At 59.1% G+C, this 23,916-nt stretch carries 21 protein-coding genes; 11 read left to right on the top strand and 10 right to left on the bottom strand.

What is annotated here, in order from left to right; genetic code table 11:
- Positions 1–19 precede the first annotated feature (19 nt).
- The 5 genes from KJA79_RS12165 to KJA79_RS12145 all read right to left on the bottom strand — a co-directional run bounded on the left by KJA79_RS12165 (position 20) and on the right by KJA79_RS12145 (position 5,259).
- Entirely contained in the window at positions 20–964 is a 945-nt protein-coding gene (locus KJA79_RS12165) for a PP-loop family protein (protein ID WP_213042320.1), read from the bottom strand.
- Between the two features lie 64 nt (positions 965–1,028).
- Positions 1,029–1,229, bottom strand: coding sequence for a MoaD/ThiS family protein (locus KJA79_RS12160; RefSeq protein ID WP_213042319.1), 201 nt, complete (start codon positions 1,227–1,229; stop codon positions 1,029–1,031).
- A gap of 137 nt (positions 1,230–1,366) precedes the next feature.
- On the bottom strand, positions 1,367–1,519 hold the full coding sequence (locus KJA79_RS12155) for a hypothetical protein (protein ID WP_213042318.1): 153 nt from the start codon (positions 1,517–1,519) through the stop codon (positions 1,367–1,369).
- 433 nt (positions 1,520–1,952) lie between these two features.
- Positions 1,953–2,954, bottom strand: a complete 1,002-nt coding sequence (gene galT / locus KJA79_RS12150; RefSeq protein ID WP_213042317.1) for a galactose-1-phosphate uridylyltransferase — start codon at positions 2,952–2,954, stop codon at positions 1,953–1,955.
- Between the two features lie 100 nt (positions 2,955–3,054).
- The gene (locus KJA79_RS12145; protein WP_213042316.1) at positions 3,055–5,259 is read right to left on the bottom strand and encodes a glycoside hydrolase family 57 protein; all 2,205 of its coding nucleotides are present in this window, start codon (positions 5,257–5,259) and stop codon (positions 3,055–3,057) included.
- A 199-nt stretch (positions 5,260–5,458) separates the two neighbouring features.
- Here KJA79_RS12145 and KJA79_RS12140 point away from each other — a divergent pair, with 199 nt between their 5' ends.
- On the top strand, positions 5,459–5,869 hold the full coding sequence (locus KJA79_RS12140; RefSeq protein ID WP_213042315.1) for a VanZ family protein: 411 nt from the start codon (positions 5,459–5,461) through the stop codon (positions 5,867–5,869).
- A gap of 455 nt (positions 5,870–6,324) precedes the next feature.
- Here the strand turns inward: KJA79_RS12140 and KJA79_RS12135 are convergent, their stop codons facing one another.
- Positions 6,325–7,296 carry an aldo/keto reductase gene (locus tag KJA79_RS12135; RefSeq protein WP_213042314.1) on the bottom strand — a complete coding sequence of 324 codons (972 nt, stop codon included), beginning with the start codon at positions 7,294–7,296 and terminating at the stop codon, positions 6,325–6,327.
- Positions 7,297–7,447: 151 nt separating this feature from the next.
- Between KJA79_RS12135 and KJA79_RS12130 the strand changes: the two genes are divergently transcribed.
- Entirely contained in the window at positions 7,448–8,548 is a 1,101-nt protein-coding gene (locus KJA79_RS12130) for an aminoglycoside phosphotransferase family protein (protein ID WP_213042313.1), read from the top strand.
- A gap of 104 nt (positions 8,549–8,652) precedes the next feature.
- Positions 8,653–9,393 (top strand): nucleotidyltransferase family protein, encoded by a 741-nt coding sequence (locus KJA79_RS12125; RefSeq protein WP_213042312.1) that lies wholly within the window; start codon positions 8,653–8,655, stop codon positions 9,391–9,393.
- A 183-nt stretch (positions 9,394–9,576) separates the two neighbouring features.
- Here the strand turns inward: KJA79_RS12125 and KJA79_RS12120 are convergent, their stop codons facing one another.
- The 3 genes from KJA79_RS12120 to KJA79_RS12110 all read right to left on the bottom strand — a co-directional run bounded on the left by KJA79_RS12120 (position 9,577) and on the right by KJA79_RS12110 (position 13,486).
- The gene (locus KJA79_RS12120) at positions 9,577–10,956 is read right to left on the bottom strand and encodes a sigma-54-dependent transcriptional regulator (RefSeq protein ID WP_213042311.1); all 1,380 of its coding nucleotides are present in this window, start codon (positions 10,954–10,956) and stop codon (positions 9,577–9,579) included.
- Positions 10,957–10,993: 37 nt separating this feature from the next.
- Positions 10,994–12,316, bottom strand: coding sequence for a DUF1015 domain-containing protein (locus tag KJA79_RS12115; RefSeq protein ID WP_213042310.1), 1,323 nt, complete (start codon positions 12,314–12,316; stop codon positions 10,994–10,996).
- 165 nt (positions 12,317–12,481) lie between these two features.
- On the bottom strand, positions 12,482–13,486 hold the full coding sequence (locus KJA79_RS12110) for a polyprenyl synthetase family protein (protein ID WP_213042309.1): 1,005 nt from the start codon (positions 13,484–13,486) through the stop codon (positions 12,482–12,484).
- Positions 13,487–13,722: 236 nt separating this feature from the next.
- Between KJA79_RS12110 and gltB the strand changes: the two genes are divergently transcribed.
- Together gltB and KJA79_RS12100 are read left to right on the top strand one after the other, a co-directional pair.
- Positions 13,723–18,243, top strand: coding sequence for a glutamate synthase large subunit (gene gltB, locus KJA79_RS12105; protein ID WP_213042308.1), 4,521 nt, complete (start codon positions 13,723–13,725; stop codon positions 18,241–18,243).
- A 79-nt stretch (positions 18,244–18,322) separates the two neighbouring features.
- The gene (locus tag KJA79_RS12100; RefSeq protein WP_213042307.1) at positions 18,323–19,756 is read left to right on the top strand and encodes a glutamate synthase subunit beta; all 1,434 of its coding nucleotides are present in this window, start codon (positions 18,323–18,325) and stop codon (positions 19,754–19,756) included.
- Positions 19,757–20,269: 513 nt separating this feature from the next.
- Here the strand turns inward: KJA79_RS12100 and KJA79_RS12095 are convergent.
- Entirely contained in the window at positions 20,270–20,626 is a 357-nt protein-coding gene (locus KJA79_RS12095) for a DUF488 domain-containing protein (RefSeq protein ID WP_213042306.1), read from the bottom strand.
- 489 nt (positions 20,627–21,115) lie between these two features.
- On the opposite strand from KJA79_RS12095, the gene KJA79_RS12090 reads away from it, so the two are divergent.
- The 6 genes from KJA79_RS12090 (at position 21,116) to KJA79_RS12065 (ending at position 23,902) form a co-directional block, all read left to right on the top strand.
- A complete protein-coding gene (locus tag KJA79_RS12090) occupies positions 21,116–21,370 on the top strand; it encodes a hypothetical protein (RefSeq protein ID WP_213042305.1) in 255 nt (84 codons plus the stop codon).
- An 11-nt stretch (positions 21,371–21,381) separates the two neighbouring features.
- Complete coding sequence (locus tag KJA79_RS12085; protein WP_213042304.1) at positions 21,382–21,750, top strand: hypothetical protein; 369 nt, start codon at positions 21,382–21,384, stop codon at positions 21,748–21,750.
- A gap of 28 nt (positions 21,751–21,778) precedes the next feature.
- Complete coding sequence (locus tag KJA79_RS12080) at positions 21,779–22,681, top strand: prohibitin family protein (RefSeq protein WP_213042303.1); 903 nt, start codon at positions 21,779–21,781, stop codon at positions 22,679–22,681.
- Between the two features lie 34 nt (positions 22,682–22,715).
- The gene (locus tag KJA79_RS12075; protein ID WP_213042302.1) at positions 22,716–22,949 is read left to right on the top strand and encodes a hypothetical protein; all 234 of its coding nucleotides are present in this window, start codon (positions 22,716–22,718) and stop codon (positions 22,947–22,949) included.
- 86 nt (positions 22,950–23,035) lie between these two features.
- Complete coding sequence (locus tag KJA79_RS12070; RefSeq protein ID WP_213042301.1) at positions 23,036–23,476, top strand: response regulator; 441 nt, start codon at positions 23,036–23,038, stop codon at positions 23,474–23,476.
- Between the two features lie 177 nt (positions 23,477–23,653).
- Positions 23,654–23,902, top strand: a complete 249-nt coding sequence (locus tag KJA79_RS12065) for a DUF2934 domain-containing protein (RefSeq protein ID WP_213042300.1) — start codon at positions 23,654–23,656, stop codon at positions 23,900–23,902.
- The last annotated feature ends 14 nt before the right edge of the window (positions 23,903–23,916 follow it).

Below are 23,916 nucleotides of genomic sequence, written 5' to 3'. Positions count from 1 at the left end.
GGGATGGACAAATCTACCGTCACCGTGGTGCGGCCGTCTTGGCCTTCGCCATCATCTTGCAGTAGGTGCAGGTGCCGGCGGTGGTCGGTTGTCCGCAGGAGTCGCAGGGGACGAGGGTACGCTGGTCCTTGTCCGCCATAGACTCGGCTGGCTCATCGGGCTTGGCTTGTTTGTCGAGAAAGCCCCAGTAGAAGCGTTGCTTGGTCCCGGGCGACTCCGTTTCCAGCCGATTGAGTACTTCCTTGTACAGGATCATCTTGGAGCCCTTGGCCATGGGGCATTCCTCGACGATGTAGTCGAGACGATTTACCACGGCATAGGCCGCAATTTCCCGCTCGGACAGACGACACAGGGGCTTGACCTTCTTGGCAAACCCTTCCACTGAGGCCGGCAGGGTCGGACTCTGCTTATCCAGATAGTCATTCTGCCAGTGCAGCACATTGCCTAGAAGCCGTGCTGCTTCATCATCGAGATTGTGGCCTGTGGCCATCACATCGTATTCCTGTTCGATCGCTGCGCGATTAAACTGATAACGCTTGATAGTTCCGCAGGTTGAGCAGGTCGGACGATGCAGAATCGTCGCCAACTCCCGAATGCCGGCTCCGGCCTCCTGCTCGACCACATGCACCAGGAGTTTCGCGCCATACGACGCGGCGACGGTGTCGGCATAGTGCCGGACTTTCCGGTGCGATTCTTCGGAGTAGCTGCCGATGCCGAGATTGACGTAGAGCGCATCGGCGCGATAGCCGAGCGTGAGGAGGATATGCCACAGCGCCAGGCTATCTTTGCCGCCGGACACCGCCACGAGAATGCGGTCTTCGGGCGACAACATCTTAAACGATTTAATCGCACGGGCGACCTGTTCATGGACAAACGTAATGAAGCAGGCTTTACAGAAGGCGGCGTTGTGGCGCGGGAGGCCGATCACCGCTCGTGTACTGGTCGGGCATTTGGTGCAGTTCATGGGTACAACAGTGTTGAGTTGGATGGAACGAGAGACCGAACACTCATAACTCAGCACTTATGACTCAGACTGAGCCGCCGGAGATGACCGGCCGGATTTCAACCTGATCGACGTCGGCCAGCCACTCATCTTCGGTCACGAGTTCATCGCCCCGGATGACCAGATGCGCTTCCATGACGAGGTTGAGTTCGCGCAACAGATCCTTGGTGCGCTTGGGCCCTTTGATTTCGATTTCGCGGTTTGGGTGACTTAATCGCACGAGCATGCGCGATGATACGGCTGACTCGCGCGGGATTGCAATCAGATCATGTTTTCTGCGGGCGATCAAACTACGCGAGGTGTCGCCGCGTGAGGCAGCACAGGGCACGCTGGGGCCGCAACGCCACTGATCTGCTGTGGGGCTTACTTGATGCCCTGGATGATCTGGTAGATCAGCAAGCCGACTACGCCGAGGAACAACATCGCAGACGCCACTGCTAAGCGTTTGTATTTCTGGTTGTTGACGTCCAGCGCGCTGAATGAAGAGTGTTTCCAATCGAGGTTCTGACCGTTCACGACGTCCTCCTGCGTTCTACCGTCCTGGTAGTCTCTGCCTCCCCATCCCGGTCCTCGGAATGAATGCGTCTCTCCTCATACACGTGAGTGGATGGCCATCCCGTTTCGTATGGCCCTAGTAATTCACCCTGGTGGTATACGCCCGCATGCCTGAAGATTGCAAGGGAAGCTACTAGACAAAATTCAGGTAGTGACCGGAATTTATCCAATCGGCTTGGCGAAAGGTGGCGGGTGACACGCTAATTTTACCGTGCCAATCGGCGGTGACGTGCCGGGCGAGGTTGCGGAGCCGGCCTTGGCTCGGCCTGCGGGAGTGGATGGGATAAGCCTGATCGACTGCGGAGCAGATTGGGGAGAACTTGCTTATTGCACCATTGCTTGTGGTGAGCCTCGGAGGTTTGTGATGTGCGGAATCGCACGGGTCCTATTTCGTCTACAGGATGGCTTCCCTCAGGCATTTGGCGGCTTCCTCCGGTGAGACAGGATTGATGTAGAATCCCGTACCCCACTCGAATCCGGCGACCTGAGTCAGTTTGGGAATGATCTCAAGATGCCAGTGATAAAAGTCTCCGGTCTTTTCATGCAGGGGAGAGCTGTGCAGGATAAAGTTATACGCCGGGTGCGCAAGGACCGTATCCATCCGCCGTAGCGATTCCCCGAGAATCGGGGCGAGAAATTCGAACTGGGTGCGTTGGCATTCCTCGAAGTATCCCGCATGGCGTTTCGGAAGGATCCACATTTCAAAGGGAAATCGCGCGGCGTAGGGCGTGATGCAGAGGAATTCCGGATTTTCCAGAACGACCCGTGCTCCCTCCGAAGACTCCTGTCGCAGGATATCGCAATAAATGCAGCGTTCCTTCTGCTGGAAGTGTTGCCGGCAGCCGTTGATTTCGTCCAACACGCTGGTCGGGACGACGGGAAGGGCGATCAGTTGTGAATGGCTGTGCTCCAGTGTGGCGCCCGCTGCTGCCCCATGGTTTTTAAAGATCAGGATGTAACGCAACCGCAAATCTTTTTTGAGATCCAAGATGCGGTCGCGGTATGCCCAGAGCACGTCCTCCACGCGCTTGGTCGGCAGGTCGGCAAGGTGTTCCTTGTGGGTGGGGGTTTCGATGATGACTTCGTGGGCACCGATACCGTTCATGCGATCATACAGCCCGAGCCCTTCGCGACCCATGTCTCCCTCGACATGCAGGGCGGGGAATTTGTTGGGGATGACGCGCACGGTCCAATTGGGGCCGTCCGGCTCGGACGCATGCGGCCGGTAGGCGAGGATTTCCCGCGGAGTGAGACGTTCCTGGCCAGGACAAAACGGGCAGAGGGCGGCTGACGGCAGGGGTGCGGAGGGCATGTGCACATCTTGCGGGCGCCCACTTCGCTCGGTTGAGATGATCACCCACCGACCGACAATCGGGTCTCTGCGTAACTCAGGCATGTCGTCTCCTCAGGTTCACTATGATGAGTGTGCGTTTCGACGCGTGTCTGTCGCGTAAGACCGGCGGCACAGTCACTCGACTATTCCATCAACAGATTGTCTAGACGCGCCACATGGTCGAGGCAAAGTCGTCGTCCGGTCGATTGAAGGTCGCCGGGCCATGATGGGGATATCGTCCGATTTCCATTCCATGCTCCGATACGGTGAGCGTCAATCGTAATTCCGTGCCGACCTCGATCTCCAGGTCTTTGAACGGCACGCCCAGTTCCAAAATCTTCCGTCGGCAGATCGTACTATACGACCCGACGTCGCGGTAGACGCCGGACTCGTCTGCCCGTGCAAGCAGAAACGTCTCGGTACCGACGGCCGATAGGGGAAATGACAGGCGATATTGCTGGATTCCCGACCCGATGTACAAGTCTGCCGTGCACTGCTCCTGGCGTGGGGCCGATGCGTCATCAAGATCCAGCCGAAGGTAGAGGTGCTCGCGGTCGAACCCAAAAAAAATCGCGGAGAACAGCCCTTCGGATTTCCACATCGCTCCCAGCGGAGGTGTGGGATTGATGCTGCCCGCCCCGCGCCATTCGAAAAAATTCGAGGCCATGCCGTCCAATGTTGGGGTGATGAAGGCTAATGGTTGGTGCACCAGGTCCAACCCTTGCGGGGTGCGGGCCTCAACCAGCGGCTGATTCAAAATTTCCGGAGGGGTCATGCCGGCATAGGTCCAGACATTCCGCAGGTGAGTGCGGAATAGACGGTCGAATTCCTGTTTGTAGTCCGTGTCGAAGTCGTCGCCGTACCACCAGAACCAGTCGCTCCCTTCCGCGGCATACAGCTCGTCCCAGGCGGCGCGTGCTCGATCGGGAGGGAGAGAGGGAGTCAGCTCGACCAGCCGGGCCCGCGTATGCTGCAGTAGGTCCCAACCGCGATTGTCTTCCTGGTGGCCGATCCAGATCTTGAAGTCCTGATTGATCCAGGAGCCGGAATGGAGCTGGTCCAGGTGTTGGCTCGGCGGGGCGGTTTCCAGAGCGCGCGCGACGGTGTTCAAGCGGACCCGGATACCCTGGCCGATGTGCAGGCCATCCCCTTCAAACGCCTGAAACAGCAGCGAGAGGAATCGTTCGCCTCCATCATGGTAATGCTCCCAGGGATTTTCCCCGTCGAGAATCACTCCGATGATGCCGTGCTCCAGCGGAATATCGAAGGCCAGGCTGCGAATCCGGCGCAGCACATCGTCGGCGGCGGATTCGGGTGTGGTCTTGTGGTAGATGAAGCCGAAGGCATCCGAGATTTCGCGGTCGCGAAACAGCATTGAGAGGGGCTGTGCATCTGTGCCGACCCGGTAGGGTTGGTAGAGGTGGTAGTGGCGGTTCCACGCTTGACCTGCCATCTGCAGCGAGCGGTAGAGAATGCCTTCGTCCGTCGCCAGCCAGCGGATGCCCGCTTTGCTCACCATCGGCAACACTTCCGGGCAAACCGATCCTTCCGACGGCCAGAGCCCGACCGGGGCTCGACCGAACGTGTGAGTATGATATTCGACGGCCCTCCGGACTTGGGCTTCCGCATCGGCCGGCGCATGGAACCGTGCCGGGAGGGGAAGGTCCGGTCTGGCGCGGCGGGTGAATTCCGAATCGATGACCAGGGGAAGAATCGGATGAAAGAACGGGGTGGTGGTCAGTTCGATCTGTTCCCGGTCCTGCAGCGCGCGATACATCGGGACGATTTGCCTGATGGCCGTTTGTTGCAGCGCCAGCACTTCCTGCTTGTCCTCTTCCGTGAATCCACGATTTTTCGCGCGCAGTTCAGCCAGGCGCGGGAATCGCTCCAGGCTGCCGTATCCGAACCAGGCCAGGTTGTGCCATACCTGCAGGTCGAGGAAGTCCTGGGTGGAAAATTGCTTCGCCAGACGCTCTAAGTCTTGCCCATGGACATCGAGGCCGCGTTTCACCAGGAGTTCCTGGTAGCGGGGAAAGGGTCGGACCATCGTGGCCCAGTTGGCTGAAAAGAAGTGGCGGATGAGAAATGCTTTCTCCGTCGGCGTGAGGTCGGTCGCCGGACGCTGGGCATATTCGAGGAAGAGATCTCGTACCCGACCGGCGGAGAACTCTTCCAGTTGCAGGAGGAGTGACGGGGTGAAGTTGAAGGTCGAGCGCGCCTGCGGAAAGCGATCGAGCAGGAACGCCATATCGTAATAGGCCTTCGTCGCATGCAGGCGGACCCAGGGCATACTCGCAGACCCCGTGAGCGGGTCCGTGTAGTACGGCTGGTGCATATGCCAGAGAAAGCAGAGCTGAATGGTTTTCATCGGGAAGTTTCTTGCAGACTCACGGGCAGTATGTCATAGGGGTAGGAGGGTTGCAACGAAACGGCAGGATCCCAAAGTTTCGGCGCAGGGCCTCCCGCGAACAATGGTTGTGCCAAAACGAATCAGCCTCTGACTGAGAGAACACCTGACAATGGCTTCTGATCAGATCCTCTCAACCGGTCTCCGGACAGGGAGCCTCGTGACGCCGCTTTCCATCTTACAGCATTGGGGCCCGGTGCTCCTCTATGCGGGGCTCATTTTTTTCGGCTCGTCCCTGTCGAGCCCGCCCGAAGCCATCTCCTCGGTCCTGCAAAAGTTTTCCGACAAGATCCTCCACTTCTGCGAATATGCGGTGCTGGGGGGATTGCTCTACCGTGCCTGCCGACACGCCTCGGGGGAATGGCTGTCGCGGCATGCGCTGCCGGCGGCGGCACTTGGCGCAGCCTTCTACGGCCTCAGTGATGAGACACATCAATTGTTTGTGCCGTTTCGCGAAGCGGATCTTTTCGATCTCGTTGCTGATACGGTGGGCGGCACCGTGGGGGCGTGGGGGTGGTCGTTGCTGGAACGATATAGGCGGGCGAGCGCTGTGCAGCAATCACGTGCCTAGCACGATCATTTCATCATCCAGTCCCTTCCGCAATGTGTCCTGTTTTCGGATGCTCTTGCCTGCATGCGTATGAGACGCCAGCCCTACGCGTCCTGCCTCCTCGATGGTGCCACATCTGACGCATCGACGCACACGAATCCACACATGGCCTCCGGCATCGACCGTGTCAAAATACAGGTCGGCAACAAGGTGTCCTTGACAGTGTGAACAGGTCAGGGCGGTGAGCTTCGTCGCAGAGGAGGCGGCGATATCCCCTCGCCTGGCTTTGCGTGAGTGAGGTGTGGCGACATGGGGACCTCCTGCTCGTCAAGGGTGGTGGGTGGAGCGCGACCGAATGGACGCAAACAGGATGCCTGCGAGGGAGGAGCGAGCGGAGCGTTGCTGGGTGAGATAGTGACAAACTATCGGCACGAGTGGCGGCAATTTTTTCCGCCTGTGCGGTCGACGACAGATGCCTACCAGGCATAGGCTTCCGGAGCTGCGCCGCCGGGCCCGGGGAACATCTGCTCTAACTCCTGACGTTGTTCTGTGCTGAGCGAAAGGTCCAGGCTTGTGACGGCGCTGGTCAGCTGTTCCATGGTGCGCGGGCCGATGATCGGCGACGTGACCGCCGGTTGATGCAGCAGCCAGGCCAGCGCCACAGCTGCGGGTGCCCATTGGTGTCGCCGGCAGAACTGCTCATAGGCCTCGAGTGTTGGTCGGTGCGTCGCCATGTCCTGGCGTACGTCCTCGTCGGCCCGGCGCCCGGTCGTGGGTGCGTCCAGGACGCCGCCGAGCAACCCTCGCGCAAGGGGGCTCCAGGGGATGATGCCGATCCCATAGGCTTGGCAGGCAGGCAATACCTCCAGCTCAACGGTTCGTTCGAGAAGATTATAAAGGCTCTGTTCGGAGATGAGGCCAAGGAAGTGCCGCGATTTGGCCAGTTCCTGCGCCTGCGCGATGTGCCACCCGGCGAAATTGCTGCTCCCGATGTACAGGACCTTGCCCTCTCGACACAGCTGTTCCATCACTTGCCAGATTTCCTCCCAGGGGCACTCACGATCGATGTGGTGCATCTGATACAAGTCGAGGTGATCCGTGCGGAGCCGCCGAAGGCTCTCTTCGCAGGCGCGTTTGATGTGCAGGGCCGAGAGTCGCGAGTGGTTCGGCCAGTCGCCCATGCGCCCGTAGACCTTAGTGGCCAACACGACTTTCTCGCGCCGCCCGCCGCCTTGGGCGAGCCAGCGTCCGACGATCTGTTCGGTGACCCCTTCGCCGACTTTCCATCCGTAGACATTGGCGCTGTCAAAAAAGTTGATGCCGAGTTCGAGCGCTCGATCCATGATCTGAAAACTCTCGGGTTCAGATGTGTGCGGACCGAAGTTCATCGTGCCGAGGCACAACCGACTGACGCGCAGACCGGAGCGGCCCAGGTGAACATACTGCATAGAGCCTCCTTGCTGAATGCGTCAGCATAGCGGCTTGGGTGAAGGCTGACAACCGTTCGAGTTGTGTCCTGAGAGCGCGTGGCGTGGTGGCAGCTGCAGCAGGTGAGTTTCTGCTGGCAGTTCGGAAGGGTTTGGTTATAATGCCGATCGTATGACGACAACACAACCAGCCGCACCAGCGGCACCGCTCGCGCCTCCGGATTCCACACGCATCGCCAAGACCGTCGCGACCCAGTTGCCGTTTCGCGGTGAACTGGCCGGGCTGAGTCCATTGGCCGGCGATGCCTCCAATCGCCGGTATTTCCGGATCGCTCTGAAGGGCAGCCCCTCCGCATTGATTCTGATGCAGTTGGCCGATCCGGAAGGGTTCAAGAAATCAGAAGAAGCCGTCAGTGGAGCCTCGGCCCAGATTGCCGAACTGCCGTTCACCAATGTCCTGACCCATCTGCAGCGTACCGGCGTCACAGTACCACAGTTACATTATTATGATCGGGAGGCCGGGCTGTTGTATTTGGAGGACTTCGGCGACCTGACGCTGGCTGAAGCCTGTCGTGGTGCCGAGCCCGCCAGGCTGGACGCGCTCTATCGCCAGGCGATCGATCAATTGGTGCTGTTGCAAGTGAAGGGCACGACCCCGCCGGCACCGGGCTGTATCGCGTTTCACCGGCGCTTCGACGTGCCGCTGTTGATGTGGGAGTTCGATCACTTCCTAGAGTATGGAATCACGGCCCGTATCGGCCGGCCGATGAAGGCTGAGGACGACGCGGCGATTCGTGCCGAATTCCAGCGCATTGCCGAGTTGTTGGCCGGACAGCCGCAGGTGTTGGTCCATCGTGATTATCACTCGCGTAATCTCATGGTGGACGGCGCGCGCATCGGCATCATCGATTTTCAGGATGCGCTCATGGGCCCGGCGACATACGATCTGGCGTCGTTGCTCAAGGATGCATACATCGAGTTGGACGAAACGCTGGTGGATGCGCTCATCGAGCATTTTCTTGATGGTTTGGCCGCGCAAGGGGTGAAGATCGCCGATCGCCCCGCGTTTCGTCGTCTCTTCGATTTCACCAGTATCCAACGCAATCTCAAAGCCGCCGGCCGGTTTGTCTACATCGACCAGGTCAAACATAATCCAAAATTTCTTGCCGATATTCCGCGGGTCTTGGGATATGTCAGGCGTAATCTCTCGAAGTATCCCGAGTTGGCGACATTGCGTCGACACCTGGTGCCCTACGTGGCTGAACTGCAGTAGCGCTCAACTGCGAGTGATGAGTGTTGAGTTATGAGTCTGGAGTTGCGCTCCAAGAATTGTGAATTCCACACTCAGCATTCAACACTCACCACTCAAGACTTTTTATGAAGGCCATGATCCTCGCCGCGGGCCTCGGCACTCGTTTACGGCCGCTCACCGATGTCACGCCGAAGCCGCTCCTCCCGGTCGCCGGGACGCCGATGATTGTCTGGAATTTGCTCCTGCTGAAGCGCCACGGCATCCGGGACGTCGTCATCAACCTCCATCATCTCGGCACGATGATTTCGCAAGCGCTGGGGGACGGCGCAGCGCTCGGTATGCACCTCATCTATTCCTACGAGCCGGTGATCTTGGGTACCGGCGGCGGGATCAAGCAGGCAGAACCGCATTTCAAAGGCGAGCCGGTGTTGGTGCTGAACGGCGATACGCTGTTTGAGCTGGATCTCGGCGCCGTGATGGCCTTCCACCGTGAGCATGCAGCGGCGGCGACGTTGGTGTTGCGGCAGGATCCTGACGCGGCCCGTTGGGGCTTAGTCGAGGTGGCGGATCGTGCCGAGGTCGTCCGGATCACGGGCCGCGGACTCTCGGCGCCAACCGTCACGGCGGCACGTATGTTTGCGGGTATCCACATTCTCCATCCACGTCTCCTGCGGTACCTGCCGGTCGCTAAAGAATGTTCGATCATCGACGCCTACGTCAAAGGCATTCAAGACGGGGAGCGGATCGTGGGATTCGATTTCGACGGATTCTGGAGTGATGTCGGAACGCCGGAACGGTATGCGCAAGTTGAGCGGGATGCGGCGGCGGGGCGGATCAGTCTGGCGGCTCGCTCAGCCGGGGATTAAGCCGAGAATCTTGATGAAAGCAATTGCAGAGATTTCCGGACTAGATGTCCGGACTGCGCGATGGTGTGCGTCTGTACAGGATGGTCAAAACGGCCTTCCAGCAAGGCCGCAGCACTGTCAGGAGGCGAGGCGTCAGTGTCTTGCGAGAACGAAGCTGGCCGGCTGTTTCAGCGTCCGCCCTGGTTACTCGTCGGGAGTGGCTTTGCGCTGCTTGATCAGGCGTGCAAGGTAGGTGCGTTGCAAGTCGAGGAATTCCGCCGCTTTCGTTTGATTGCCCGCCGCCTTTTCCAGCGCCCGGTCGATGATATAGGCGCTATGGGCTTCCATGGATTCATGGTAGGTCAGGTTCAGGTAGGGCAGGGCAGGGTCTCCCGCTCTCATTGATCCCGCGTCTTCGCTGGAGAGTCCCAGAAATTCCGGCTCAATCACATCCCCAGGGCTGAGCACAACGGCGCGTGATAACACGTTGTCGAGCTCACGAATGTTGCCGGGCCAGGAGTAGTGAGTGAGGGCGGCCCTGGCTGCCGCGCTCAGCATCACGCCGGGGCGTTTGGCCTCGTAGGCATGCCGCTTAAGGAAAAATTCCGCGAGTCCCACGATATCTTCACTGCGTTCCCGCAACGGCGGCAGCGTAAAGCTAACGACATTGAGCCGGAAGAACAGATCCTCCCTGAATTGCCCCGCCTTCACGGCCTGTCGTAAATCCTTGTTCGTTGCGGCCACAAACCGGATGTTGACTGAGATGGACCGTGTGCCGCCGACGCGCTGGAATTCCTTGTCCTGGAGCACGCGCAGGAGTTTGGCCTGCAAGGGTAACGGCATGTCACCGATCTCGTCCAAGAACACGGTCCCGCCGTCGGCCATTTCAAGCTTGCCCTTTTGAAGGCGGTCGGCACTCGTGAATGCGCCTCGCTCGTGGCCGAAGAGTTCGTTCTCCAGCAATGTTTCCGTGAGCGCCACACAATTGATGACGACCATCGGCATGCTTTGGCGCGGGCTCCATTGGTGGATGGATCGTGCAAAGAGTTCCTTGCCGGTACCGCTTTCTCCGAGCAGGAGAATGCTGGCATCCGATTTGGCTGCACGCTGGGCCGATTCGATGATGCTCCTGATCTTCGCACTGTCTCCCACGATGGTGGCATAGCGGTTTTGGATGTCCGATTTGAGCGCGGCCACCTGCCGCTTCAGCGAGTCCCGTTCCAGCGCCTTCTGAATGACGATCAGGAGATGGTCTTTCTCCAGCGGCTTTGTCAGAAAGTCGTAGGCCCCATGGCGCATGGCTTCGACGGCGTCGGGAATCGTGCCCGCGGCCGTCATGACGATGACCGGAATGTCCTCGCATTGCTTGTTCTGGGCCATGCGCTTGAGCACATCCATGCCTTTGAGCCGAGGCAAGTAGAGGTCCAGCAGGACCAGGTTGGGAGATTCCTGTTCGATGAGCTCGAGGCCACGTTGGCCATCAGAGGCCGTCAGGGTTTTATACCCGCCGGCGTCGAGGCGATCCTGCAACATCGTCACGATGTCCTGATCGTCATCGACTATGAGTACTTTGGCCTTCGTCATCGTGCCACGCTCGACGGAACTGACGGTCGCTTGCTAGCTAGCCTTCCATGACATTCATGACCAGTCCGGTCAGCGGTTTGGGAAAGAAATAGGTCGATTTATGGGGCATGCGCTCACCTGCCGAGGCGACGGCCTTCACTTCCGCAACCTTGGTTGGATTTAAGAGTAACGCAGCTGTGCCGGTTCCCTGTCGCACCCAATTCAAGGCTTCGTGGTCGTCTTTCGAATAGAGCATCGCTTCCTGCGCCTGCTGCGTGGGGCAGAGGGTGGAGACGACATGCTGCTGAAGCAGGGAGACGTCGAGGCGATCACGCGGTGAGGTCGATGCTGTGGGGCGATGCGCGGCCCTCAGGGTCAACAGGTAATACTGTGGATCATTCTTGAGGGCGAGGCCGAACATCGGTACGGACTGGCCGCGGCTACGCAGGGTTTCGATGAATTGTCCTCGCACCTGGGCCTCATTGCCGGCTTGAAACGGCAGGGCGGTGACTTCGAACACCGGATCCAAGGTACGCAGCAATTCTGCGGGCGCGGGCATCGACGTGGTCAATACCCGATGCGTCGGCAACACCGTCAACCCCTTGTCCTCGAGGCTGGCAAACAGCATCAGGACACTGTCGTACGGCTGCGGTGACGTCGGGGCCCCGGCCTGTTGCCGCCTGGCGCGGCGATAGTTCAGCGCCGTTTCGTAGCGATGGTGGCCGTCGGCGATGAACAGCTGTTTCGTGTGCATGATCTCGACGACCTTCGCGAGTACATTGGGGTCGGTCACGCTCCAGAGTCGCTGCCGGAAGCCCACGTCGTCCTGAAAATCGATCCGGGGTTTGTCCGTGGCGATGGCCTGTTCGATCAGGGCGAGCACGTCATTCTGCGGATCGGAATACAGCGAGATAATGGCGCTGAAGTTGGCGCGGCAGGCTTCCAAGAGATTGAGCCGATCCGTTTTCGCCGCCGCGCGCGTGTTTTCATGCGGGTAGATCTTCCCCGATCCGAATTCTTCGAGCTCGACCGTCGACAGAAATCCCTTGAACACCTTCGTGGGCGTGCCGGGAGCTGAATAGGGCGGCTGGTATTCGATCGTGTGGTAATAGATCGCGGGCTGGGAATCCTTGCGCAGAGCCCCGGTCTTCAACCAGTCTTTCAGCGCTCCCGCTGCACGGGTGTATTTGTTGTTGGTGGCCGTGTCTCCAGCCTGCTCGTAGCCGAGTTCCAGGCGAATGACGTTGTTGGGGTGGCGATCGTGCAACGTTTTCTGCAAGGCGTTGTCGATGATGTCATAGGGCGGTGCGACCACCTGGCGGACGTCGCCGACCGTCGCTGGGTTATAGAGGGTGCCGTGAAAGGGGATGATGTGTGCCATACGGGTTCCTATCCTTTTCTCGCGTGAACGCGGTACAAACAACAGGCTGTCGAGCGTAGGGGTGTCCACATCCTCTTGCCATCCGCCAGCGGCGAATGGACACCAGCGCCGAACGGCTTGTACGGTCAGCAGAGCGTGAGCGTTGTGAATCCAGCCGGCGGCAACTCAGCGGTCGCGAGTCACCATGTAATCGGCGGCGATGGACAGGGCGCGCTTGGCGGTGTTGTCGTGGAACAGCTCGAGATCGCGTTTGGCGGCGGCGACAAATGCGTGTGCCCGTTCCATGGCGTAGGCGATGGACCCATACTCCTGCATCAAGGCCACGATGCGGCGGAGTTCCTCGTCGGTCAAGGTCCTGGTTTCCATGCGGTCTTTAATCAGCTGCCGATCCGGCTCGGAGCAGTGTTGCAAGAGGTGCAACAACGGCAGTGTCGCTTTGCCTTGTCGAAGGTCCTGCCCAAGTGTTTTGCCCAGATGCTCACCGTTGGCGGTATAGTCCAGCGTGTCGTCCGCCAGTTGGAATGCGATGCCCAGCCGCTGCCCGAACCGGAACAGCGCCTCCTGTAACTCTTCCGTGGCTCCGGCGACGATCGCGCCGATCTTGCAGGATGCGGCAATCAACCCGGCGGTCTTGTGCTCGATGATGCGAAGATATTCGGGCTCCGGCATCAGCGGATTGCCGTTGTAATAGAGTTGCAAGACCTCGCCCTCGGCCATTTTCCGACAGGCTTCCGACAATGCTTCGTTGATGCCCTGGTTGCGGAAATCGACGATCTGGCAGATCGCGCGGGAATAGAGATAGTCACCGACCAGAATGCTGATTTGATTGCCCCAGACTTTGCTCGCGGTACGGCGGCCTCGTCGCAGGTCGGCGTCATCGACGACGTCGTCGTGCAACAGAGTGGCGGTGTGGATGAATTCAACCAGGCTACCGAGTGCTTGATGGTCCTGCCCGGCGTATCCGCAGAGGTGAGCACTGAGGAGCACAAAGAGGGGGCGGACCCGTTTGCCGCCGCTGTTCAGAATATGCGCGGCGACTGTGTTGACCAAGGCGACGCTGGAGTCGAGGTTCTTCCGGATCTGGTCCTCGACCCCCTCGAGCTCTTCACGATACACATCCCAGACATCAGCCATGCTGTGGAGTGTCAGGGTGGTCGGTCCGTTCGACATGGGGCGGATAGTAGGGCAGGAAACTCCATTAAGTCAAGCACTGGTCGGCCTCCGTCCGAGGCAGATTGCCTTGCCGTTCTCTTGACAGTTTCACGGCCCATCCAGTAAGGTGACCCCTCGCTTATTTCCCCATTATGATGGTAGCAGTCACCGTGGTCGTGCGACAGCTTCAACGTCCCCGAGAGGGGAGTCTGTTCCCCGGTTAATTGCCTGCCTTTTTGACGAGAATACGTGCCATGAATGTACCAGGGCTTCCTCCCAAACAAGGGCTCTATGATCCGCAGCACGAGAAGGACGCGTGTGGAGTCGGGTTTGTCGTCGATATCAAGGGCCAGCGTTCGCATCGGATCGTCGAGCAGGGCCTGCAAGTACTGGAGGCGTTGACCCATCGCGGGGCGCAAGGTTGCGATCCTTGCACCGGTGATGGCGCCGGCATCCTGCTTCAAGTGCCGCATGAGTTCTTCAAGCGTGCCGCCAAGGACAGCGGCATCAAGTTGCCCGGTGCGGGCGAGTACGGCGTGGGCATGGTCTTTCTGCCGCCTGATGCCGATGCCCGGACGCAATGTGAAACGCTCTTCGCGCGCACGATCAAGGATGCGGGCGCCAAGCTGCTCGGCTGGCGAGATGTACCGGTCAAGAGCGACGCCATTGGACCGGTTGCGCGCAGCACTGAGCCGTTCATGCGGCAGGTCTTCATTGCGCGCGGGATCTTCACCGACGAAGAATTTGAGCGTCGGTTGTACGTCATCCGGAAGTGCGTGGAACGGGCGGTGCGTGAGTCCGCCATCGATGGGCGGGAATACTTCTATATTTCAAGCCTCTCCAGCAGCACCATTGTCTACAAAGGATTGCTGCTCCCACATCAGATTCCACAGTATTACCAGGATCTGACCGACAGCAGCCTCACGAGCGCCATGGCCCTCGTCCACTCGCGGTTCAGCACGAATACGTTTCCCACCTGGCCATTGGCCCATCCCTATCGCTACATTTGCCACAATGGAGAGATCAACACACTGAAGGGCAATGTGAACTGGATGCGCGCGCGGCAGGGACGGTTGAATTCCGAGCTGTTCGGCGAAGACATGAAGAAGTTGTTTCCGATCGTCTATGAAAATCAGAGCGATTCGGCCAGCCTGGACAATGCGTTGGAATTTCTGGTGCTCGGCGGGCGGTCGTTGCCGCATGCGATGATGATGTTGATCCCCGAGCCCTGGGTCGCCAATCCTCAAATGGACCTCGATCGCCGTGGGTTCTACGAATACCACGCCGCCATGCAGGAGCCCTGGGATGGTCCTGCGGCTGTCTGCTTCACCGACGGGAAGTTGATCGGGGCCACGCTGGACCGGAATGGCCTGCGTCCCTGTCGATACCAGGTGACGACCGACGGGTTGGTCGTGCTGGCGTCCGAGGCGGGTGTGTTGCCGATGGACCCGCAGCGTATTCGTCAAAAAGGCCGTTTGATGCCTGGCCGTATGTTCCTCGTGGACACCGTGCAGGGGCGCATCATCGACGATGAAGAGGTCAAGGCCGATATCGTTCGCCGCAAGCCGTATCGGTCCTGGGTGACCGAGCATCGCATTTCGCTGGATGAGTTGCCCGATCCCATCAACGTGCCGCAGCCCGATCATCCCACGATCCGGCAGCGTCAGCAGGCCTTTGGCTATACCATCGAAGAACTCAAGATGGTCATCACCCCCATGGTGGTGGAAGGGCAGGAAGCCATCTCCTCGATGGGCACCGATACGCCGCTCGCGGTGTTGTCGGAACGGCCGCAACTGTTGTTCAAATACTTCAAGCAACTTTTTGCACAAGTCACGAATCCGCCGATCGATCCGATCCGCGAAGAACTCGTGATGTCGCTCACCACCAGCATCGGCCCTAAGCCGAACCTGATGGACGAGCATCCGGAATCGGCCCGCCGCATCCGGGTGAAGCAGCCGATTTTGACGAATGCCGATCTGCACAAGATCCGCGAGATCGCCGATCCCCATTTCAAAAGCAAAACCTTGAAGATGTTGTTCCGCGTGGCGGAAGGGCCGGAAGGGCTGGGGGCGGCAGTCGATGACTTGTGCAAGCAGGCATCGCAGGCCATTCGCGAAGGCTACAAATTTCTGATCCTCAGCGACCGTGGGGTGAATGCCGAATGGGCGCCCATCCCGAGTCTCCTTGGTGTGGCGGCAGTCCATCACCATCTGGTCCGGGAATGCACGAGAACCGAAGTCGGTCTGACGGTGGAAACCGGCGAGCCGCGAGACGTCCACCATTTCGCCTGCTTGATCGGCTTCGGCGCAGGGACGGTGAACCCCTATTTGGTGTTCGAATCGCTGGTGGACTTGGAGCGTGACGGCTATTTCCCGGAAGGGCTGGATGCCGCGACCGCGGAAGGCAAGTTCATCAAAGCCATCAACAAAGGCCTGCTCAAGATTTTCTCAAAGATGGGTATCTCCACTGTGCAGTCGTACTGCGGCGCGCAGATTTTTGAGGCGATCGGCCTCAATCATGAATTGATCGACCGCTATTTCACTGGCACCCCGTCTCGGATCGAAGGCATTGGGATTCGGGAGATCGGGGAAGAAACGTTGCGCCGCCATCGTGTGGCCTACGAGCCTGTACCGATCCGGCAATTGGATTTCGGCGGCGAGATTCACTATCGCATTCAAGGCGAGCACCACAATTGGAATCCCGATACGATCTACAAGTTGCAGCACGCGACCAGGAATAACGATCCGAAAACGTTTGCCGAGTTTTCCCAACTGGTCAATGACGAAAGCAAACGTCGCTCGAACCTGCGTGGCCTTCTGGAGTTCAAGTTTCTCCCTGAGCCGATTGCGCTCGACGAAGTGGAGCCCGCCAAAGAAATCGTCAAACGTTTCACGACCGGCGCCATGTCGTTCGGGTCCATCAGTAAGGAAGCGCACGAGACGTTGGCGATCGCGATGAATCGGTTGGGGGCGAAGAGCAACACCGGCGAGGGAGGCGAAGATCCGGAACGATTCGAGCCCCTTCCGAACGGCGACTCCCGCAACAGCTACATCAAGCAGGTGGCCTCGGCGCGGTTCGGTGTGACGAGCCATTATCTGGTGAACGCCAAAGAGCTGCAAATCAAGATGGCGCAGGGTGCGAAACCGGGCGAAGGTGGCCAGCTGCCCGGGCACAAGGTGGATGAGAACATCGCGCGGTTGCGGTACTCCACGCCGGGCGTGCAGCTCATTTCACCCCCGCCGCACCACGACATCTATTCCATCGAAGACCTCGCACAGCTCATCTTCGACTTGAAGAATGCCAATGCCGATGCGGCCGTCTCAGTGAAACTGGTCTCTGAAGTCGGAGTCGGCACGGTTGCCGCCGGGGTCGCGAAAGCTCATGCGGACAAGGTGCTCATCAGCGGCGATTCAGGCGGGACCGGAGCCTCCCCGCTCTCCTCCATCAAGTACGCCGGTGTGCCCTGGGAGCTGGGTTTGGCGGAAACCCATCAAACGCTGGTCCTCAACGATTTGCGCGGCAGGATCCGTGTGGAAACAGACGGCCAGATGAAGACCGGACGCGATGTGGCCATTGCGGCTCTTTTGGGCGCAGAGGAATACGGATTTGCGACGGCCCCGCTCATCATCGAAGGCTGCATCATGATGCGGAAGTGCCACCTCAACACCTGCCCTGTCGGCATTGCGACCCAGGACCCGGTGTTGCGCAAGAAGTTCACCGGCCAACCGGAACATGTCGTCAATTTCTTCTTCTTTATCGCCGAAGAGTTGCGGCAGATCATGGCGAAGTTGGGATTCCGCACCGTCAATGAAATGGTTGGGCGTGTCGACAAACTCAAGATTCATAAGGCCGTGGAACATTGGAAAGCCAAGGGGCTGGATCTAGCGCCGCTGCTGAAGATGCCCGAAGTCGGTCCTGAGGTGCCGCGGTATTGCGTGCAAAAGCAGGATCACGGCATCGCCGAAATTCTGGACCGTACGCTCATCGAGCAATGTGCACCGGCAATCGAACGTGGGGAGAAGGTCTCGCTTGAATTGCCGATCCGGAATTTGAACCGGACCGTGGGCACGATGTTGTCGAGCCAGGTGTCGAAGAAGTACGGTCAGGATGGGTTGCCTGCCGACACAATCAGCATCAAGTTCAATGGATCAGCCGGTCAGTCGTTTGGGGCGTTCCTCTCTCGCGGCATCACGCTGATTCTGGAGGGTGAATCCAACGACTATATCGGGAAAGGTTTGTCGGGCGGCAAGATCATCGTCTTCCCGCCGAAGAGCGCGATTTACACGCCCGAAGAAACGATCCTCGTCGGCAACACCTCGCTGTATGGCGGCACGCAGGGCGAAGCCTATTTTTATGGTATGGCCGGTGAGCGGTTCGCAGTGCGGAACAGCGGCGTGCGCGCCGTCGTCGAAGGAACCGGCGACCACGGGTGCGAATATATGACCGGTGGCGTGGTAGCCGTCTTGGGCCGGACCGGCAGGAATTTCGCCGCGGGCATGTCGGGCGGGGTCGCGTTCGTGCTGAACGAGTTGGATAAATTCCAATCACGGTGCAACTTGGGCATGGTGGAGTTGGAGCCGGTCGCGAGCGACGAGGATAAGCGGCTGCTGCACGACATGATCACGTCGCACTTCCTCTATACCGGCAGCCGGAATGCCAAGCGTATTCTGGACGGCTGGGAAGCGATTCTGACGAAGTTCGTGAAGGTGATGCCGATCGATTACAAGCGTGTGCTGGCTGAGCGGAAGGCCGCTGCAGCCAAAGTGCAAAAATAGATGGCGCGCGTCGAGTGACGCGCACGTGTGAGCAATCCAGTCGATAGCCGAGCGACGAAGGACGAGAGACGAATTAGCGATGGGTGATCCAAAGGGCTTCTTGAAATACGCGCGTGAGGGACCGAAGCGGAAACCGGTCGAGTTGCGCGTGCTCGACTGGAAAGAAATGTACGAGCCCATCTCGGAGGAGAAGCTCAAAGTCCAAGGCGCGCGTTGCATGGACTGTGGCGTCCCCTTTTGCCAGGGCAATACCGGCTGTCCCGTCGTCAATTTGATTCCCGAATGGAACGATCTCGTCTATCGCGGCCGCTGGAAAGATGCGCTGAAGGCGTTGCACACCACAAACAATTTTCCTGAATTCACTGGCCGTCTCTGTCCCGCGCCCTGCGAAGGCGCCTGCGTGCTGGGCATCAACAGTGATCCGGTCTCGATCCGTATTCTGGAGTGGAACATCATCGACCGTGGCTTCAACGAAGGCCTGGTTGAGCCGGCATTGCCGGTCAGAAAAACAGGGAAGGCAGTCGCCATCATCGGATCAGGTCCGGCCGGTCTGGCCGCTGCGCAGCAACTCGCGCGAGCCGGTCATAGCGTCACCGTGTTCGAAAAGGCGGATCGGATCGGCGGCTTGTTGCGGTACGGCATCCCTGATTTCAAGATGGAAAAGTGGGTCATCGATCGGCGGCTGGAGCAGATGAAAGCCGAGGGTGTGGAATTCAGAACCGGTGTGACGGCGGGTGTCGATATCACCGGTGACCAGTTGCGCAACCAATTCGATGCGGTGGGGCTGACCATGGGTGCGGAACTGGCGCGCGATCTGCCGGTTCCGGGGCGTGAGCTTAAGGGCATCCATTTCGCCATGGAATATCTCACGCAGCAGAACAAGCGAACGGCAGGGATCTCCGTCTCCGAAGAACCGATTACCGCCAAGGGCAAGCGGGTGGTGATCATCGGCGGCGGCGACACCGGGTCCGACTGTTTGGGAACTGCTCATCGACAGGGCTGCAGCGAGGCGCATCAGTTCGAAGTCTTGCCGGAGCCGCCTCCGACCCGAGCCGGTTCGACGCCATGGCCGCTCTGGCCGATGCAGCTTCGTACGTCGCATGCGCACGAAGAAGGGTGCGATCGTCAATGGAGCGTGTCCACCACCAAGTTTACCGGCCACAACGGTCATGTGACCAAACTGCATGCCAACCGGGTCAAGTTTGAGGGCGGTAAGTTCGTGCCGATGCCGAATACGGACTTCGAGCTGGATGCGGATCTCGTGCTGCTCGCCATGGGTTTCACGGGCCCAGTCAGAAACGGCTTTCTCGACAGCCTCGGTGTCAACTACGATGCGCGCGGCTGTGTGACCGTCAACGAAAACTTCATGACCAACCTCGATGGCGTCTTTGCCGGCGGTGACACGAAGCGCGGCGCTTCCCTTATCGTCTGGGCCATCGCCGAAGGGCGCAAGATGGCGGCAGGGATCAATCAGTACCTCCTGGCAGGTAAGACGGCAAAGTCGGGTCGGTAACTCGACACCCATTCCTCAGTTCGCTTCGCGTCACTCCTCATCACGCCACTCGCTGTGCGACAACCTTCCGAACCCTGTTGCCACTAGTCTGCCGGGTTGATCGTTCGCACGCCCTCAGTTCGGGAAGCACGACCCCCTAGCTGTCTGACGCGCTTCCTCGCAATTCGCACAGTGCGCTTCGTGCGAATTCGCTCATTTTTATGACCGACCACACGTAAAATCGCCGGATTCTCGCTGAGTCCTAATGGCATGTGGCTTGCTAAAAGGGAGGTATCGCAAGCGTGAGATGCCAGCCAAGAAGGAGTCACACAATGGTGAAGATGATCAAGAAAGTCGGTGACCGGGAGTTGGCCTGGGTGATGTTGGCGGTTGCAGCGGTTGCTCTCTGGAGCACCTGGGGCTTGAACAACTAAATGCCGAAGAGGGGTTGGCTGTAGCCCTATCGGTTGCGTGCGCAGATGTTTCTCCCGCGCGCTTCGGTACCAGCTCCTCCGTAGTTGCGTCATTCAGGACCTATCCTCCTGCCCGTTCAATCAATTCCTTCAAGACCACCGCCTGATTGTGTGCTGTATCTGCCGCGCCGAAGACTAGCGTGACTGTCTGCTTGCGCGCCAATCTGGCCAGATCTTCAATGGCGCGGTGCTGTTCAGGCTGCTGTAATTCCTTACGATAGCGAACGCAGAACTCTGACCACTTCTGGGGATCATGGTCGAACCACTTACGAAGCTCGGTGCTCGGGCCCAGATCTTTTCGCCACGCATCAAGCCTCAGCAGTTCTTTCTTGCAACCTCGTGGCCACACGCGGTCTACAAGAATCCGGAGGCCATCACTTGGATTCGGTTCGCTGTATGCACGTTTGATCTGAACCATGGTGAGTCCGAATCGATTCCTTGTTTCCGCTGGAAGGACTGACGGAGGTTCGCCTGTCGTATCTCAGGGGGAATTGTACTGCAAGTGTGTTCAGAATGTACCTCACGCGTTGGTAGTTCTCAGGCGAATGGGTTCGGCTGCCGCGGTGAGTTGGACTGTGCCTACGTGGCTGCCAGTATCCCCGCTCGAACGCCTGTATCGCTATGGTGTGTTCCGGCAAGCCAGATGCCAAGGGAAAATTCGTGCTGCTCCATGATCCACGCGGCATGAGCTTTCGTGTACTGCCGGTTCCGAGCGACTTCGCACCAGCTGAACCGTGCGAAATGCAGGGGATCCGTGGCTGGATATCGCCGGGAATCCTGACAGCGTGCGCTGGAGGCTTCTCCACAATGATGCCGACTTCAGGACCACATATTGCAGTGCATGTTTGGAGTGATGAGCACCCATGAGACCCACAATCGTCTGTGGGCTGTTTGATGGAGGTGTGTGATGGGGCCTCAGTCTACATCAGCGAATGAGGACGTGGTCGATAATCAGATTTTAGTCTTGTTGCAGCACCACCGGCGGCTGACGTTTCTCACGCTGGCGGATGCCCTCCCGATTTACACCTGGCAATCCTTGTTTGCGGCCTTGAACCGCCTGCGTCACCGGGAACAGGTCGAGCTGGTGGCACTCCCCGCAGACTACGAACTGCTGTGGCAGCCGAATCGAGATCGTCCGCGTGCATTGTCGGGACGCGCCTAACGGGTGTGACGATGCGAGGAGCACACGAGGGGTTTGCAAGATGGATAGTCCTCGCGGCTATCACGGTGTTGCCCGCCTGTTCGCATGCAGGGAGTGAGCTTGACCTCACGGCCTACGATCGTGCTCAGGACCAGAACAAGATTGCCGCCTTCTACAGCCAGGAGGCGGTGAGGCTTCGCCTCATGGCTCGGGATTTGGATCATCGAGCCCTGGTGTATGAACGGCTCTTCGGCCAGGAGTCGGATTGGGTCTCGGGCACACGCTTGCTGGCTCGGTCCTATGAGGATGCGGCACGGGATCATGAACGCACAGCCGAACAACACCTGTCGTTGATACGTGGAGGGCGAGCCTCCCAGCCGGAACAGCCAACACTCCGCTAACCCGTCAGGTGGGAGTCTGGAGGGTGTCATGCGGCAATGGATGGGGATCCTCTTGATCATAGCGTCGATGGCGGCCTGGCAGGGCTGCGGCAACACGGTGCATCCAGGACAGCGTGGACTTCGCTGGTATCCCTTAACGGAAGGGTTGACTACGGAGACCTTGAAGAGTGGCTTCTATTGGCGTGCCCCGTGGAACGACATTTTTATCTATGACGTTCGTCTGCAGAGTTACACCGAAACAGTGGATGCTCTGAGTTCGGATGATCTGTTGGTTCAGTTGAAGACTGCCATCATCATGCGGCCGATTATCGACGAAGTGTATTTTCTGGCACAGGAAATCGGCCCTGATTTTTATCCCAGAGTCGTGAAGCCGGAGTTGTTGGCGGCCGTGCGCAGCGTGGTGTCGAATTACCCAATGGTCTCGGTGCCGGAGAAAAGTGCGGAGATCGCCAGCAAAGTGCAGGCCGTCGTGGTGGAAAAGCTCAAGGGGCGTCACCTCGAGGTGCACAGTGTGGCGCTGGCCGACATCGAATTGGCCAAGATCGTTCTGGAGGCGGTGGAACGGAAACAGGCCAAGGAGCAGGAAAAGGAACAGAAGGAATTTGAGCTGGTGATTGCGGAGAAAGATGCGGAGATTGCGAGGCGCCGCGCCCGTGGGGAAGGCGATGCAGTCCGGATCAGGTCTGAGGGTGAGGCGGAGGGGACGAAGATTCGCGCAATGGGGCAAGCCAGGGCACAGGAGACGATCACCAAAACACTGACGCCGGAGTATCTGCGATACAAATTGTACGACAGTCCGAACGCCAAAATGGTGTTAGTGCCGGACAACCTGCAGGTGCCGATTCTGCTGAATCCAAACGACGGACGAGGGACAGGTGGCCTTGGGACGACGATGCATGCCGAGGAGCCGCTGACGGGGGTGGGCCGATAGCAGACCATGCCGGCGTGAGCGAAGGAGGAGAACGATGTCGTGCAGTCGATGCCAGGGGCTGATGGTGGCCGAGACGCTCTTCAATCCGAGTGAAGGTGTGACCCACACCTGGGTTCCGGTCATCCGGTGTTTGAATTGCGGCAATCTGGAGGATGCGCTGATCCGGTTGGCGCGGTGCCTTCCGGACCATTTCCGTCGCAGCACGAAGCCTGGTCCTCAGCGACGAGGGGTGTGGGTGTCAGGTATGCGGGAGCAGGGCGGGTGCTGACTCAGGCAGAGGATCCGTCAGCGCATTCCGGCCGCGACCGACCGATGGTATCGACGGAGGAGAGACAACAGGACGAAGGAGGCGCCATGGAAGGGTATGGGAAACGCGTGCTCGTTGCGGATGGTGAGGTGAGTGTGCGTCGGTTGGTCACATTGGTGCTCGAACAGGCCGGGTATATCGTGCATGAGGCAGCAGATGGGTTTGAGGCCTTGGGAGAGATGAAAAAACGACGCTTCGATGTGGTGGTCGCAGACTACCGGATGCCTCGCCTCGACGGGGAACAGTTCCTGATCCTTAGCCGCCTTATGTGGCCGCAGACTCCCACCATTCTTTTGTCTGCGGAATTACACAATGTGCCCAGCAGACTCAGCCTGTATGGACCCTGCACGTTCTTGGCAAAGCCGTTCGATTCGCAGCGCCTCCTGGGCGTGGTGCGGGGGGCGCTGGAGCTGACCTGCGGCTGTCCCGACCAAGATGTCGTTCCGCTCAACAGCGCAGGCGGCAGCGTGTCATTGTCTCCTTCCTAGCGGCCTCGATGTACTGTGGCCAGTGCGGGGAGGTGCCGACTGTATCCAGCGCCGGCGGAGCCTCTGCGCTGCCGCATTATCCCCATGGCGACAAATGTGGTATCGTGGCGGCGATTGTGTCGATGTGGTTCGTCTGCGGTGTCCTGTCGCGGGCGTGACAGATCTTTGGGAGTCAGTATGAAGAAATCATCAGCGTCGAAGAAGAGCGCCCCTCGTCGGACGCCACAAAGAGGGCCTGCGGTGACCGGGCGGAATCAGGGGCCTGGCCCAGCGCAGGATATTCAGGTGCGCATCGCGGCCCGGGCGCATGAGTTGTATGAACAGCGAGGATGTCTGGACGGCTATCACCTGCGTGACTGGTTGGAAGCGGAACGAGAAATTCTCGGGCATCCGGTGGACAAGGATAAGTCCTCCGAACGCATCTAAATCCTCCGGGTTCG

The organism is Nitrospira defluvii (genome assembly GCF_905220995.1).
In the GTDB taxonomy this organism is placed as follows: domain Bacteria; phylum Nitrospirota; class Nitrospiria; order Nitrospirales; family Nitrospiraceae; genus Nitrospira_A; species Nitrospira_A defluvii_C.
This window is presented reverse-complemented; position numbering and strand designations above follow the sequence as displayed.